11 protein-coding genes are annotated in these 15,890 nt (G+C 63.9%); 6 read left to right on the forward strand and 5 right to left on the reverse strand.

Annotated elements, in window-relative coordinates:
• Nucleotides 1–373 precede the first annotated feature (373 nt).
• Together NDI56_RS18320 and NDI56_RS18325 are read right to left on the reverse strand one after the other, a co-directional pair.
• Nucleotides 374–1,393 carry an NAD-dependent epimerase/dehydratase family protein gene (locus NDI56_RS18320; RefSeq protein WP_310921158.1) on the reverse strand — a complete coding sequence of 340 codons (1,020 nt, stop codon included), beginning with the start codon at nt 1,391–1,393 and terminating at the stop codon, nt 374–376.
• 242 nt (nt 1,394–1,635) lie between these two features.
• Nucleotides 1,636–2,889, reverse strand: coding sequence for a protoporphyrinogen/coproporphyrinogen oxidase (locus NDI56_RS18325; RefSeq protein ID WP_310921159.1), 1,254 nt, complete (start codon nt 2,887–2,889; stop codon nt 1,636–1,638).
• 646 nt (nt 2,890–3,535) lie between these two features.
• On the opposite strand from NDI56_RS18325, the gene NDI56_RS18330 reads away from it, so the two are divergent.
• On the forward strand, nt 3,536–4,135 hold the full coding sequence (locus NDI56_RS18330; protein WP_310921160.1) for an acyltransferase: 600 nt from the start codon (nt 3,536–3,538) through the stop codon (nt 4,133–4,135).
• Nucleotides 4,136–4,418: 283 nt separating this feature from the next.
• Nucleotides 4,419–6,146 carry a carbamoyltransferase family protein gene (locus tag NDI56_RS18335; protein ID WP_310921161.1) on the forward strand — a complete coding sequence of 576 codons (1,728 nt, stop codon included), beginning with the start codon at nt 4,419–4,421 and terminating at the stop codon, nt 6,144–6,146.
• A gap of 148 nt (nt 6,147–6,294) precedes the next feature.
• Here NDI56_RS18335 and NDI56_RS18340 read toward each other — a convergent pair whose 3' ends face one another.
• The gene (locus NDI56_RS18340; protein ID WP_310921162.1) at nt 6,295–7,758 is read right to left on the reverse strand and encodes a lipopolysaccharide biosynthesis protein; all 1,464 of its coding nucleotides are present in this window, start codon (nt 7,756–7,758) and stop codon (nt 6,295–6,297) included.
• Nucleotides 7,759–7,852: 94 nt separating this feature from the next.
• Nucleotides 7,853–8,791, reverse strand: a complete 939-nt coding sequence (locus NDI56_RS18345; protein WP_310921163.1) for a glycosyltransferase family 2 protein — start codon at nt 8,789–8,791, stop codon at nt 7,853–7,855.
• Between the two features lie 304 nt (nt 8,792–9,095).
• Between NDI56_RS18345 and NDI56_RS18350 the strand changes: the two genes are divergently transcribed.
• From NDI56_RS18350 to NDI56_RS18360, 3 genes are all read left to right on the forward strand, one after another.
• Entirely contained in the window at nt 9,096–10,136 is a 1,041-nt protein-coding gene (locus NDI56_RS18350; protein WP_310921165.1) for a DUF1616 domain-containing protein, read from the forward strand.
• A gap of 48 nt (nt 10,137–10,184) precedes the next feature.
• Entirely contained in the window at nt 10,185–11,447 is a 1,263-nt protein-coding gene (locus tag NDI56_RS18355; RefSeq protein ID WP_310921166.1) for a glycosyltransferase family 4 protein, read from the forward strand.
• Nucleotides 11,448–11,595: 148 nt separating this feature from the next.
• A complete protein-coding gene (locus NDI56_RS18360) occupies nt 11,596–12,381 on the forward strand; it encodes a glycosyltransferase family 2 protein (protein ID WP_310921167.1) in 786 nt (261 codons plus the stop codon).
• Here the strand turns inward: NDI56_RS18360 and NDI56_RS18365 are convergent.
• A complete protein-coding gene (locus tag NDI56_RS18365; RefSeq protein WP_310921169.1) occupies nt 12,378–13,511 on the reverse strand; it encodes a glycosyl hydrolase in 1,134 nt (377 codons plus the stop codon). The two genes, NDI56_RS18360 and NDI56_RS18365, sit on opposite strands and share 4 nt — an antisense overlap.
• A 353-nt stretch (nt 13,512–13,864) precedes the next feature.
• Between NDI56_RS18365 and NDI56_RS18370 the strand changes: the two genes are divergently transcribed.
• Entirely contained in the window at nt 13,865–15,859 is a 1,995-nt protein-coding gene (locus NDI56_RS18370) for a hypothetical protein (protein ID WP_310921170.1), read from the forward strand.
• The last annotated feature ends 31 nt before the right edge of the window (nt 15,860–15,890 follow it).

Genomic DNA, 15,890 nt, shown 5'->3' on the forward strand with positions numbered 1-15,890 from the left:
CGGTTTTCCGCAAGTGATATTAGACTAACACCTTCGGCGAACTGCCCACTACAGAGTTCTAAGCAGGCGTTACCACGGATTCCGAGCGGTACGGTCGGTCACCGCGCCGACTGGGTCGCTGGGGCGCACCGCGAGCCAGCGGCGTCCCGCGGACTGTCTGAGGGACTCGCTCTCGTGACGGAGACGCTCGCAGGGGAGCGACGGGGTTCGCGCTCGCGCCGACAGGTGAGTATCGGACACGGTCCGCCCGCTCAACAGAACATCGGACGCGCTTGGCTGGGAGCCCACCCACGCAACAAAACATCAGGGACACATCTGGCTGAGAGCCCGGCGGCGTGGACCCCGACCACGGTATCCACGCGACGAGTCCCAGTCAGATGAGTTCGTTCGTCCACGTCTCCGGCGTCTGCTCGTTCACGATTTCACATTCGAGGTGGTAGTCGAACTCCTTGGCACCGCGTTCGTCTATCCAGTCTATCATCTCCTGGAGCCCCTCGCGGAGCGTGTACTGTGCCTCGTAATCGAGCAGGCGTCGGGCCTTGTCGGCGGAGCAGTTCGCCAGCTTGACCTCCTGTGGGCGGTCGGGTTTGTAGATCGGGTCGAGGTCGAACTCGAGGAGGTCGGCGATGGTCTCGGCGAGGTGATTGATGGTGATGAACTCGTCGTCCGGGCCGATGTTGATGGCTTCGCCGGTGACGTTGTCGTAGTACGCGAGCTTTTGCAGCGGCCGGACGTCGTCCTGGATGAACGTGAAGCAGCGTTTCTGCTCGCCGTCGCCGTAGATAATCGGCTGTTTGCCCTGTAACATCCGGTTGATGAAGATGGCAGCGACGTTCCGGAACGGGTCGTCGTACCGCTGGCGCGGCCCGATGATGTTGTGTGGAACCGCGATGACGTACTCGAAGTCGTGTATCTCGGCCATCAGTTCGACCATCTCCTCGGCGGCCACCTTGCTCACCGCGTACGGGTCCTGGGGTCGTGGCTCCATCTCCTCGGTGAACGGCGTCTCGTTTTCCCCGTACCGGGACATGCTGGAACAGAACACGAACCGGTCGACGCCGACGTCGGCGGCCGCCGACAGCGTCGCGGACGTGGCCTGGTAGATGCTCCTGTTGATCCGACTCGGCGCGAACACGCTCAGCCCCTCGTAGGCGAGCGCGGCCGTGTGGTAGACGATGTCCGCCCCTTCCATCGCGGACTTCATCTCCCACACGTCGGTGCAGTCGACGTGGTAGAAATCCGCCTGTTCCGGGATGTTGGACTCGTAGCCGCCGACGAAGTTGTCGTTGCCGGCGACGTCGTATCCCTGTTCGATGAACGCATCGGCGAGATGACTGCCGAGAAACCCCGCGATTCCGGTTATGAATACTCTCTCGCTGTTTGCCGAGTGCATATCGGTCATTCCAGTGTTAGTTGAGATATTCTATCGGTATAATAACAAATAGGCTACCGGCCGTATGAAGTCGCTAACATCGCGTCCCAGCCCGTAGCTGCCCGTGGGTCGGTACCGCTCGGAAGCCGCGCGCTCGCTGGAGCGGACTCGGGTCTTTCACGCGCGTGCAGGGGTGATCGACACGTGGCCATCCTGTGGGGAAGTCGGCTCGAAGCGGTTCTCAGCTGGTCCGGGCACCGCCGTCAGTCTGCTTTCTCGACGGGGACGTGTGTGCGGACCTCGTCCACCGTTTCGTAGGCCTGCTGGACGATGTCCTTGATCCAGATGTACTCGTAGGTGCTCACCCGCCCGAGGTTGAACATGTTCCTGTACGAGCTGAGTTGCTCGTTGATACGCTCGAACTTCTCGATTTCCTCGGTGACGGGTAACGGGTACGCCCGCGGCGCGCGCCGCAGCTGCGAGTCCAGTATCTCCGCCTCGATACCCTGTTCGTCGAGGAACTGCTGGAGATACTCCGCGTACCACGATTCGGACTGCGACCAGAGCTCGTCACCGACGAAGCAGGGGAACTCCGTCGTGAGGATATACTCGCCGTCGGGGGTCTCCTGCGGGACGAACTCGTAGTCGGTGACACGGGTGAACTCGTAGTCGTTCGGGAAGTACCCCCAGTCGACGTGGTCGGGAAAGAGCCGCTCGTCGGCTTTCACGTGCGTGCCGAGGATACTCATGCTCCGGTACTCCAGTTCCTCGTCCGTGTCGACGATGACGCTCGGGTCGATAGTGCTGACGAAGAGGTCGCTCTCGATTCGGTCGCCGCTTTCCGTGCGGACGGCTGTTATCCTGTCACCTCTCGTCTCCAGGTCCGAGACGCCGTCGAAGACGACGTCACACCCGGAGAGCATCTGGTGCAGGATGTCGGTGTACTTGTCGTCGGGGTAGTAGGCGCCGTCGCCGAAAAACTCGGTTTCCTCCTCGGGGAAACTGATTTTGAAATCGAACCAGTCGCCCGTGATGCGTTTGGGGTCGATACCCCAGTGTTTCTCGGTGTAGTTCTTGTTGTACCGCTCGTACAGCGTCTCGCCGACCTGGTTTTTCATGTACTCCTCGAAGAAGTCGGCGTCGGTCTTACCCGGCGCTTCTTCGAGCTCCGCGTGAATCTGGTCGGCGTCGTCCCACTTCTCTATGTTCTGTTTGCTCACCGGGTAGTGGTGTGGGTCAGAGAGGTCACCGCGCGGGTACGTCGCGGCGTAGAAATCGTGGGGTTCGAGGTCGGTGAACTCGGAGAACAGTTCGCCGACTATCGCCTCCTCCGTCTCGTCGAAAAACAGGAGGTGCGGTGCCGAGTCACAGTGGTAACCGGTGTCGAACTCGATCTCCCGGAGCAGTCCGCCGACGGCGTCTTTCTCTACGACCGTCACGTCGTATCCCTCCTGGTCGAGGAGGTAACTCACTGAACAGCCCGCGACACCTGCGCCGATGACAGTGATTGTAGTCATCATAGACACTTCCACAGTACCCGATTAAATTATCCGGCTCCTACGAAGCAATTTCCGGAGCGGTCGGCTACTCCGGCTCAAACCGGCTGAGCGGTCGTGAGCGTCTCTGATTCAGCGGCGAAAAGACACGAACTAACTAGATTTGAACGCTGACTACTCTGGTTCAACAGCGACACGTGTAATACTATTGAACTTAGGTGCAACAATTCAAATCAATATTCTGATATTTAGGTACTGCAGTAACGGGCGAGAAGAACGGCTTGCGGCCCGTTCTGGATGGTCTGGGCCGCTAGCTGACAGAACTATCAGAGAACGGAACGTAACCGCTGGAGGAAAACAACTCTCAAAACACGTGTTCCGGTGGCAGTCGGTCACTGAAACCGACGGCGGGACCGGTTCACGGACGGGCTGACTGTTTCGGTCCGGCTGTTTCTTGCCAGCCACGTAAGCGCATCAATAACAATGGCCGGTCGACAACTCCTCCGAGACACACATGGAGACCAGACTTTCTCACGGCACGGCCCTCGTCACCGGCGGGACGGGACTCATCGGGTCGGCTCTGACAGCCCCGCTCGTGCGACCGGGTGTGAACGTGCGGTCCGCGAACGCTGAACAGTGATGCCAGAACACGGACCGCGGTTCAACTATGGCGCCGAGCCCAGCTGATCTCCGGCTCGCGTTGGGGTTGCTGGTCGAGCGCGGCCCGCTCACGCTCGCGACGATACTGTGGGCCCGCGCGACGGGCGAACTCCGACGGCGAGTGCTGACCGCACGGCACAACATTTCGATACACCGAACCGTCGATATCCAGCGCGGCATAAAGTTCGGCTACGACGGCGAGGTAGACATCGCCGAGGAGTGTAGCATCGGGCGACACAGCCTCGTCTCCCCGTCCGGGGGGACGATCCGTCTCGGACGGAACTCGCTGCTAAACGTCTCCGTCACGCTCCTTGGCAACGGCGGTATCGACATCGGCGAGAACGTGCTAATCGGGCCGAACACGACCATCGTCGCGGCGAACCACCGGTTCGAACGGACGGACGAACCCATCGTGTCCCAGGAGCTCTCGGCCGAGGGAATCACGATAGGCGACAACGTCTGGATCGGGTCGACCTGTACGGTCCTCGACGGCGTCACCATCGGTGAGGGCGCGGTAATCGCGGCGGGAAGCGTCGTCACGTCGTCCGTTCCGGAGAACACTATCGTGGCCGGCTCGCCGGCCGAAGTAATCGACACCCGCGCCTGACACGGTCGTTCTCTCGCTCGCCTCCGCTCCAGCGCGTCGTCCCGTGCATCCACGGACTGGCCAGCGTCGAAATCGCGCTGCGGGGCGACAGCTGTACGACGGGCCCCGACCCTGTCCCGACTGGTTTCAGTCGGGGCTAGGAACTGGCTAAATAATACGACTGACAGCAAGGACGAAATATGCGATACGTCAGTGCCTCCGATTCGGTCGCCCGCCACTCGCCCCCCGGAGCGACGGTCAGGACCCACGCTCAGTTTCCCGTGAACACAGGGCGGCTCTGACGATGTCGGAGTACGTCCTCTCTCTCAACCCCTGTATCCCCCCGCTCGGGTCACACGACGGCAGCGCGGTGCTCTTCCGGGACGGGGACGTGGTCTTCGGCATCGAGGAGGAGCGACTGGTTCGCCAGAAACACGCTCCCGAGACGTTCCCGGCGGAGTCGGTTCGGGCCTGTCTCGATGCCGAAGGGATCGAGCTCGCCGACGTGCGGGCGGTGACGATTCCCTGGCAGCCCGAACTGTTCCGCAAGTCGCTCCCCCAGACTCTCCGTCAGGTGACCTCGACACCGCGGTCGCTCCCGGAACGCCTCCGCCTCACCGGGTGGGGAATCAAGTACTCGCTCGGCCCGTCAGTGACCTCGACGAGTCTGGTCACGGACCGGCTCGAAGACATCGGCGGCCCGGTTCCCCCGGTGGAGACACACCCACACCACCTGTCACACGCGGCCAGCGCGTTCTACCCCTCGCCCTTTGACCGCGCGCTCGTCCTGACGATGGACGGTCGCGGCGAACACGACGCCACCAACGTCTGGGAGGGCACCGAAACCGGCATCGAGCACCGTCGGGAGTACGCCTTCCCGAACAGCTGGGGGTTCCTCTACGCCGCCGTCACCAAGTATCTCGGGTTCCGCCCGTGGAACGGCGAGGGGAAAGTCATGGGCCTCGCGCCGTATGGCACCCGGAACCGCGACATCGAGTCCCGGCTCCGGGGGGTCATCGACACCGGCGTCGACTACGACGTGACGGGCCTCGTGACCGAGAGCGTACAGCGGACGGTCACGGAACTGGAAGCGCTCTTCGACCGGCCCCGCCGGACGGAACCGGGGACCTTCACGGACTGGGAGAAAGACCTCGCCCACGCCGTCCAGACGCTCCTCGAAGAGACCGTGACGAGTATCGTCGCCACGTACTGCCGACGGTTCGACGTCGACACCGTCGCACTCGCCGGCGGCGTCGCCCTCAACTGCAAGATGAACAAACGGGTGATGGAGGTGGACGCCGTCGACCGGACGTTCGTCCAGCCCGTCGCGGCGGACGCGGGCAGCGCTATCGGTGCCGGGATGCTCGAATACTCGCCGGCGGACATCGAGCCGATGTCGACGGTGTACTGGGGACCGAGCTACGACACGGAGACGATCGAAGCGGCGCTCCGGACGAACAAAATCGAGTTCACGCGAGCGGACGACATCGCCGGTACCGTCGCCGAGCGGGTCGCCGACGGCGAGCTCGTGGGGTGGTTCCAGGGGCGAACGGAGATGGGGCCCCGGGCACTCGGGAACCGGAGCATCGTCGCGGACCCGCGGACCGAGGCGTCGCTCGACCGGGTCAACAGATACGTCAAACACCGCGAGGAGTGGCGCCCGTTCGCCCCGTCGATGCTCGCGGAGGCGATGGGCGATTTCCTCGTCGACCCGGAGCCGGCACCCTACATGGTGAAAACCTTCGACGTGCGGGCGGACGCACGCGACCGGATTCCCGCGGTGGTGCACCCGGCCGACGGGACGACACGGCCCCAGTCCGTCCGGCGGGAGCAAAACCCCCTGTACTACGACCTCATCGACGCCTTCGCGGAGCTGACGGGCGTCCCGGCCGTGTTGAACACGTCGTTCAACGACAACGGCGAGCCGATTGTCAACCGCCCGGCCGAGGCCATCAAGGACTTCTTCGGGATGGGTCTGGACGCGGTCGCGCTGAACGATATCCTCGTCGAGAAGCCGGTGACGGACGGCTGAACCGACACAGCGGGTACGACCGTCGGCGGCGCATTCAGACGAAGGCACGAGGCTCGCGACTCTCCGACGAGGGAACGAAGACTAGCGATTCTCAGACGAGAGCTCGGAGGGTCACGACCTCCGACGAGGGAACAGAGACTGCCGACTCTCAGACGAGAGCTCGGAGGCTCGTAATCTCGTCGTGCGATATCTCACCGGACTGGTACAGCACACCGCCGTAGGCGGTGACCGACACCGCGCTCACCACGAGTAGACGCACCAGAGTGTACTCCCCGGACAGGAACAACAGCGCGGGGAGACAGCTCATCGCGAGACCGGCGAGGAGGACGTTTCGAACCGTCCCTCGGGGCACGAGCCACCTGATGTGGTCGCGGCCGGCCGCGAACACGAACACCGCGTAGAGGCCGTAACTCAGCACTGTTCCGAGGGCCGCTCCGACGTATCCAAACGCCATGATGAGCGGGACGTCGACGACGACGTTGAACACCACGACGGCGAGTAGTCCCCGCGACATGAGGCCGGTCCGCTGGCTTATCTCCAGCCGTATCTGTCCCATGTTCGCGAACGACCACAGGAACACTCCCAGTCCGACGATGGGAATGATGACGTAGCCCTCGTGGAACTCCGACCCGAGCAGCAACGAGCTCAGCGGTCTGCTGAACATGGCTGTAAGCAGGAAACACGGGACGCCGACGAGGAGGTAGTACCTTGAGAAACGCTCCAGCAGCGCTTCTATCTCACGCTCGTTGTCGCCGCTCCACCTGTCGATAACGATGGGCTGGACCGTTTTCAACAGCGGTATCAGCGCCAACCGGAGTCCGCGGTCGATGAGGCTGTAGTTCGAGGCGTAGATGCCGACGGAGGCGCTGCCCTGGATGAGCGCGATAAGCAGTCGGTCGGCCTGGTTCAACAGCGGGTCGCCGACTATCCATCCGACCATCGGCAGGCCGTAGCCGGTGACCCGTGTCAGGATATCCGAATCGACCGTCGGGCGCTGTCGAAGCTGCTCCGAGACCGCTACCATCGCGCCGACGGTTATCGCTATCGCGATAACGCTCGCCCACATCCAGCCAACGATGTGGTCGAAGACGACGAGCGCGAGGACGAGTGCCAGCACGATGCCGACACTGGCCTGTAACGACCTGAAAACCGACACGAGCTTCGGATTCAGTGTGGCCCGGTAGAAGCCGATGAGCGGTTCGTAGAACCCCTGTGCTATCAGGAAGACGAGCGTCGCGAAGTAGAACACCTCGTACTGTCCGAGGTACTGTCTGAACCCGATGTAGCCGACGGTTCCGACGATTCCGACCCCGAGCGCGATGAGGAGCATGAGGGTGAGCACCGTCCCCATGAGCGCTGTCTCGTCGGTGTCCGACGTGAACCGGACTATCGAACGGTTGAGCCAGCCAAAGAAGAGGGTGCTTCCCGTTCCCGCGACCACCAGTGCGACCGAGTACCGCCCGAACGCGGCCGGGGAGAACACCCGGGTGAAGAGGGTCAGCGCAGCGAGGCTCAGAAACGCCGGGACTATCGACGCGAGGGAGTAGGCGCTCACCCCTTCCAGGAACTCCTTGAACGTATCGGATATCCCCGTCCCGTTGAGCGATATCATCGGTGCGGGACAGCGGCTCCGTTCGGTTCGTGCGTTCGCGCCGCCGACGGCCGGCCTCGCGCGGTGGCGCGGTGCGTAGTGCGGGCGGCTCTCGTCATGGTTCGCTGAGTTCCTCGTACGAACGGAACCGCTCTCCCGTTCTGGCGTCCGCTATCCCTTTGACGACCGCACGCAGCTTCTCCCGGTCACTGTCTGCCAGCCACTGCAGACAGCTCGTGACTCGCCACAACAGGAACGCGCCCAGGAACACTCGCCGTTCGTGTCCCTCCAGATGTCGCTTCGCGAACTGGTATCTGTTCCGCGTCCGATGGTAGACGGCGAACGGCGACTTGCTCGACGTCGCGCCGAGCCGGTGAAAGATTTCGGAGTCCGGCGTCACGAGCACGTCTCTGCCCGCCTCCCGCGCCTGTCTGGCGAGGTCGACGTCCTCCATCCCGAGAAAGTACTCCTCACAGAGGACCTCGTTGTCGGCCACGAACTCCGCGTCCAGGAGCGCGAGACAGGTGGGGACGTAGTCGACCGGATACGGCTCGTCGTGTTTCCGCTCGTCGGTGAGAAACGTCTGTCCGCCAAGCAGCGTCGAGAACGAGGCGCCGGCGTTGTGTATCTCGCCGGTGGAGGCGCGGTAGTTCACCCCGCCTACCACCGCTGTGTCCGGGTTCCGCTCTGCGGTCAACACGAGCGGCGTCAGAAACCCCGCTGTCACGATCGTATCGTCGTTCAACAGGAGGACGTACTCCGAGCCGTCGTCGAGGGCGGCCTCGATTCCGGCGTTGTTCCCTCTGGTGACGCCCACGTTCTCGTCGTGTTTCACGAACGTACACCACTCGAACTCCCGTTCCAAGCGCTCGACCGAGCCGTCCTCCGACCCGTTGTCGACGACGAACACCTCCATGTTCGGATAGGAAACCCCCTCCAGCGAGGCGAGACAGTCACTCGCCTCGTCGTAATTTTCCCACGTGAGTACCACGACGCCCACTTTCGGCCACTCGGTTCTGGACGGATTTTCGGTTCCAGTTCTCCTGCGACTCATTACTATTTGCTAACGGGAACTGGCCGACATATTAGTATACGTCGGCTGTCGGGTCGCTGTTTCCCCGTCTCACGCCGCGTGTGCGTGGACTGCTGTCGTCTCGCGTCGGTGCGGCGCCGCGCTCACACGAGCGGTGCGTGGCCCGATGCGGCGCGAGGAGCCGGTGTCGCGGTTGTTATCAGCTACTCACCGTGTTCGTAGCAAACGCCTACACGCGGCGGGTTCGACGACCGGGGCGCTCAGCGGCCCGTGACACTCCGTAGCCGGCGACTACTTTTAATTTTACACGGGGAACGCTCGGACAATGTCACGGGCTACGGGTGGCACTACGACCGGCACTGACACTCCCATACCACTGGACCTCCTGCTCATCGTCGGGCTACACGCTCTCACCGGGTTGGCGGTGTTCCTCCCGGCACTGGCACAGACCGAGCTGCGGCCGGTTCTCGGGTTCGTCTTCGTCGTCTTCGTGCCGGGCTACGTGTTCGTTGCGAGCCTGTTTCCGAGCCACCGCTCGCGGCCAGCACGGGCGGACCAGTCCACGCGCGACCCGCAGTCGGACGGGCTAGGATGGATTGCGCGGTTCGTGTTCTCGTTCGGAGCGAGTCTGGCGATCGTGACGCTACTCGGGGTAACACTGGGCGCGACGCCACTGCAAATCCGACCGGCCTCGCTGTTTCTCTCTGTCACGGCGTTTCTGGCAGTCGTCTTGCCGGTCGCGGTCTACCGGCGGTGGCAGGTGCCGCCGGCCCGGCGCGTCGACGTGTCTCTCTCGCGGACGCTCCAGCGCTGGTTCGACGGGCTGGTCGCCCCGGAGGACACGGGCGATACCGTCCTGACTCTGGTTCTCGTCGTGGTCGTGGTGTTCAGTTCGGGCGTCGTCGTCACCGGTGGCACAGCGGAGGACTCGGAGCTCACGGAGTTCGGGCTGCTCGCTCCGGGTGACGACGGCGAGTTCGTCGCCACCGACTACCCGTCGACGCTCGAAGGGGGCGAACCGGCGCGGTTCTCGGCCCGAATCACCAACCTGGAGGGAGAGCGGGTGAACTACACGGTCGTCGTCCTGCTGCAACAGGTCGGCGACGACAACAGTAGCGTGAGCGCGATGTCGGAACTCGGCCGCTTCCGGGAGACGGTCGGACACAACGAGACGTGGCGGCTCGACCACTCCTTGGTCCCGAATCGCACCGGGGAGGACCTCCGGCTCCGATATCTGCTGTACCGAGGCCCGGCACCACAGCGACCCTCCGCGGACGGCGCGTACCGCGACCTGCACCTCTGGGTCACTGTCACCGACCGGGCCGACAACGCGACTGGTACCCCGGCCCCGTCGACCGACAGTTAGCCGGATAGTACTCAAATGGGTTCGGTCGGTCATCGGAAGTGAGACATCGTGACACACGACGGCACGGAGACACCTGACGAGTGCACGGCCGGTTTCGTCGTACAGAACAACTTCCCCGTCGACCGTGAGGTCCGGACGCGACGGATAGCGAAGACGCTCGACGACAGTCGGGACTCCGTCGTCGTCTTCGCACGGAACACGGCCGAGGACCCCGACCGGGGGGAGATAGCGGACGAGCGCCGGACACGGCGCGAGCAACTGTCGTACGCGATAGTCCGCCGGTTCTCCTGGCTCGCATCGACGCCCGTGTCCGGGCTCGTCCTGGCGCCGGTTCCGGTCAACCCGGTGTGGACACTGTGGCTCCTGCTGGAGTTCTACAGGTACGATATCGACGTCGCCATCTCGGGCGACCTCATGGCCGGCGTTCCGACAGCTGTCGCGGCCAAACTGCTCGGGAGGCCGATGGTCATCGACGTCAGGGAGAACTACGTCGCTCTGGCGAAGACGCTTCCGACCGACTCGCTGTTCGACCGCGTCGCTCAGGACGAGCGGACGGTCCGCGCGCTCGAACGCGTGACGCTGTGGCTCGCCGACGAAGTGTGGGTCGTGGTCGAAGAGCGCCGCGAGCAGCTCGTCGAGGCGGGCGTCCCGGCGTCGAAGGTCACCGTCGTCAGCAACACCCCCGAACTGCCGGCGACGGAGTCACCGGAACGGGACGCAGACGACGCGTCGGACGAGTTCGGGTGGCCCGGGTTGACGCTCGTCTACCTCGGTTTCATCAACGAGTACCGGGGCCTCGACCTGCTCCTCGACGCGGTCGCAGCGATGGACGCGAACGGCGAGGCGGACGTCCACCTCGCCATCGCCGGGGAAGGGCCACACCGAGCGCAACTGGAGACCCGCTGTGAGCGCCTGGGCATCGAGGACCACGTGACCTTCGTCGGCTGGGTCGAGCCGAGTCAGGCGCCCGCATTTCTCGCCGCCGGGGATGTCGGCGTCATCCCGCACGTCGTGACGCCGCTTACAACCTACACAGTCCCGAACAAACTCTTCGACTACATGCGCGCGGGCCTCCCGGTCCTCGCGACGGATATGGACCCCGTCCGTCGCATCGTGACTGAGGAAGAGTGCGGCGTTATTCTGCCCCGAGACCCGTCCGATTCGGAGGTCGTCGCTGCAATCCGAGAGCTCGAAGCGAGCGGTCCGGCCGACCTCGGTGACAACGGCCGCCAGGCCGTCTCCCGCCGCTACAACTGGGACCACGACGCCCAGCGAGTCCGAGCCACGGTGTCCGAACTCCGCCCGGAGTGAGGTGTCGCCGGCGGCGTTCCGCCTGCCGTCGTTCGTCCGGATATCGACCGATAGCGGGGGCTAAAACGGCGAAAACGCCGAAACGACGGGTTGGTGGTGGCGTATACTGGGCATTACTATTGGGCTATTCGAGAACTATCAGCTGCAGATGGATTTCAGCATTGTCACACCGGTGTACAACGACCCCCGCATCCGAAGCACCATCGACTCCGTCCGGGCACAGCGGACTGATTTCGACGTCGAACACGTCGTGGTCGACGGGCAGTCCACCGACGAGACCGTCGGGATTATCGAGCGGTCACGCGACGAGATAGACACCCTCGTCCGGCAGGACGACGACGGCGTCTACGACGCGATGAACACGGGTATCGAAGCGGCCACCGGCGACGTCGTCGGTATCCTGAACGCCGACGACCGCTATCAGGACGCCGCCGTGTTGCAGGACATCCACGACCGGCTCCGGGAGACGGGCGCCGAGACCGCGTACGGTGACCTGGTGTACGTCGACGACAGCGACGACGTGGTTCGCTACTGGGAGAGCGGTCAGTTCAGACCGTACAAGTTCTACCTGGGGTGGCTACCGCCACACCCGACGTTTTTCGTCCGGCGGTCGCTGTACGAGCGCTACGGGACCTTCGATAAGTCGCTCCACATCGCGGGCGACTACGAGCTCATGCTCCGGCTGTTGCGGAAACACGACGTCTCGACCGCGTACGTCGACCGCGTGCTCGTCCGGATGGCCAACGGCGGACAGAGCAACGAGTCGGTCGGCAACATGCTTCTGGCCGTCAGAGAGATGTACGACTCGTGGCGGAAACACCGGCTCGCGGGCCGATACGTCGCCCCGTTCCTGCATCCGGTCGAGAAGCTGCCGCAGTTCGTCCGGGACCCGCCGGGCGACGCAGTCGAGACGCAGCTGTTCACCCGTAGCTAGCTCGACGACCCGGCGTCCGGATTCCCGAACAGTCGGCGAAACGCCGCCGACGCGTCGCGAAACAGCGGATACTCGGTGCTGGTGTGACCCCGTGCCGGCCCGACGTACGACGGGCCGCTGGTCCACGACCAGGTGTTGTGCCACCCGACGACGTCTTCGTTCTCCGTCATCCAGCTGTCGAAGTTCCGGAAGAACTGGGGGTTGTCGCCGCCGCCGGGTGTCGACCAGCTCTGGGCCATGACACCGTACTCCGGGAACACCAGTGTCTTGTCGTGCTCCCGGGCGAAATCCGCCCAGAAATTGAGCCCGAAGTTCGCGTCCCGCCCTTCGAGGAGGCGCTCCCAGGTACACTCTCTGTGGCGACGACGACAGCCGTCGTCACACTGCTCCGGGTAGGGGTAGCAGTCGCCCTTGTCGTAGAAGGTGAGGCCGACCTCGTCGACCCACTCGTCCCCGGGATAGGCCTTCGGTGCGGCCAGCTGTCGCTTCCAGATGTCGGGCGCCCAGACGAACGTGAACGCGGCGCCCGACACCGACCGCATGGGTCTGACTATCCCTTTCCACGCCTCGACGAACAGCTCCGGCCGACTGACGGCAGTACCTGGGCTCCAGTTACCGTTGAACTCGGCGCCAAACCGGAGATGCGCGTCCGCGAGCCCGTTGTCGACCAGCTCGCGGGCGAGCCGCCGGTACTTCCCGGCGAACTCGCCGGCGGCGACCTGTTCTAGCTCGGCCCCGTCCGGAAACATGCTGAAGGTGATGATCGGGTGGCGGTCGGCGAACACCGACTGCAGGTCGATCTTCAGTGGCCAGTTTTCGACCCAGTAGTCGTCCCAGCTGTTGCGAAACAGCGCGACGGAGTAGTAGTCGACCGTCCGGCCGAACCAGTTCTCCCACGCCTTCAGTGTCCGGTCGTTTCCGAGGTAGATGCCGACGCCCGGGGACTGATTTCCCCGTCTCTCGCTTCGCTGTGTGCCTTCCGGTGTCTCGTCTCCCTCCGGCGATTCCGTCTCTCCGACGAGGGTGCCACAGCCCGCGAGCGAACTGCTCGCGGCCGCTCCGGCGCACCCGGCGGCCAGTCTGGAGAGGAAGGTCCGCCTGTCCGTCGACCGTGTCGTGTCCTGTTTCATTGCTCTATCGCAACCGACGAAACCGATGGCTGGCGCAGCCAGTGGTGTGCCCGTACCTCCGAGACTGTAGTAGAGTGTAGCATGAGTGTTTGAGGGTTCACGGTTCGCCGAGCGGGGTCGTATCCGTGAGCTTCGGGTATGCAAAGTATCGACCAGTAGATAAGAAGGCGGTGAGTAATCGTCGCTACGGGGCGGCGACCGTCCGGCCCCGTCGCTTCGTCGCCGCCGCTTTCCCCCACCGACTGTGAACCCACCGCTCAGCTCTGTTGTCCGTCCGTCTCCGGCGATCGACGCCACCACCGAGCGGTTAGAAGACCTATTACTTTCAATTCATACGCGGACGCTCCTGTTGAATGAAACTCGTCACGCGCGGGTCACTGTGTCGGTTGGCCTATCCCGCCTTCATCGGTGTCGCACTGCTCGGCTCGGCGGTCGCGTTCACCCTGCTGGGCCCCATCGTGGGTATCAAGAGCACGTACGTCTTCCTCGGACTGCTCCTCTCCGGGGGTCTGTTTTATACGTATCACAGCACCACCGTCCCGACGACCTTGCGCCCGATGCAGGTCTCCAGAACCCGGGTGCTCGGCAAGAGCGTGTTCGTGCTCGTGTTGCTCGCCGTCACCGCCGTTCCGGCAGCGCGGGCGTTCGGAATCGAGACGGTGGTCGCCCAGCTGGCCGTCCTGCTGTTTCTGGTGCCCGCCGGCTATCTGGCCCTCGCACTGCAGTTCCGGTGGGAGCCGCCGGCGGGGCGCACGCTCGCACAAATCCTCGCGCTCTTCTCGGTCACTCCTATCGTCAAGTATCAGTCGACGGGGTTCTACGCCAGCAGCGGGGACACGCCGGGGCACGTGTATCTCATAGAGCAAGTGGTCAGAAACGGCACCTGGCAGGCTATCCCCACGAAATCGTTCTATCACTACTTCCCCGGTCTGCACACGATGCTCGGCTCGATGAGCGCCCTCACCGGTCTCTCCCCGTACGACGTGTATATGCTCGCCGGGATAGCGACGTACTGTGTCGTCATCGCCGTCGCGTACCTCTTTGCGCGACTGCTGTTTGACAACCGGGTGCTCGCGCTGTGTATCGCGCTGGCGATGAGCCTCCTCCTTCCGATTATCACCCACGCGTCGTACTTCTATCCACAGGCGCTCGCGGTCGCCGTCGCGCTCATCCTGTTGCTTCTCTCGTATCGCGGGTCGGCTGACGCGAACAACTACTGGGCGTACATGGTACTGGCCGCCCTCCTGGTGGGCCAGCTGTGGGTGACTCATCACCTGACCGTGGTGTTGTTCGTCCCCGTCCTCGTGGCCCTGATCGCCGGCCCGCGACTCGTGAGCCGATTCGGTCCCGACGACGCGACCGCTGTCAGACCTGTCTCGTCCCCGCTCGTGGTGTGGGTCGCCGGAAGCGTCGCCTACTGGCTCGGGCGCGACGTGTTCATCGCGCCGTTCGTCGGTTCGGTCGTGGACGTCCTCTCCGGGCCACTGATCGCGACCGGCTCCGGCGACGAGACAGCGGTCGTTCCGGTCAAAACACTCGGGCAGTCGCTCCCGGAGTCGACGGTCGGCACTGCGCTACTGAGCGTGTTCAGCCCGAGCGGTATCTACAACCTCCTGTTGGTCTGTACGGTGTCGTTCGCCGCCATCACGGTCATCTACCGACTCGAACGATACCGTCGCGTGATACCGTTCCTCGTTCTCGGCGTGGGCGGCTCGCTGCTACTGCTGCGGACGCCGCTCGTCATCAACGGGCTCGACAGGACACATCTGCCACTCAGCATCTTCATCGCGTTCCTCCTCGGAATCGCCCTCTTTCGGCTCCTGCCGAACGCCGACGCCACGCTCTCACAGCTCGCTCCGGTGCTCGTCGTCTTCCTCTTCCTGACGACTTCCGCGACGCTGGTGGCTTCGCCCCACGTGTACGAACTCCACTCCGGGCCGGACCTCTGGGAAGGGCGCCCGCTCCCCGAGGAACAGATCGATTTCTCCCAGCAGGAAATGCGGAGCTTCGAACAGAGCTCGGCGTACCTCGAAGAGCGAGACGCCGTGGTCGCGTCGGACTGGCGGACACAGATCGGGCTGGAACGGTACGGCACCGACTCGAAGAGTATGCGGGTACGGGACGGACAGGTAACCATGGAGGCGGACCTCCTCATGTACCGGAGTCGCTGGCCGGACCACAGCCTCCGGCTCATTCCGGGGGGACCGCCGGTCCCGCTGATCACCGTCGTCGTCGACAGAGCGTGGCTCGACCGGACCGTTCGGACGGAAAACAAGGTCTACACGACCGGTGAGGTCGGCATGTTAGCCGACCGGAGCGGGGGCGACCTGCGGCGCTCCCCGGGGTAGTTCGTCTTTCAGGCGTCTCCGCTCGCGCCGT

The sequence above is a fragment of the Halomicroarcula saliterrae genome (assembly GCF_031624395.1).
Lineage (GTDB): Archaea > Halobacteriota > Halobacteria > Halobacteriales > Haloarculaceae > Haloarcula > Haloarcula saliterrae.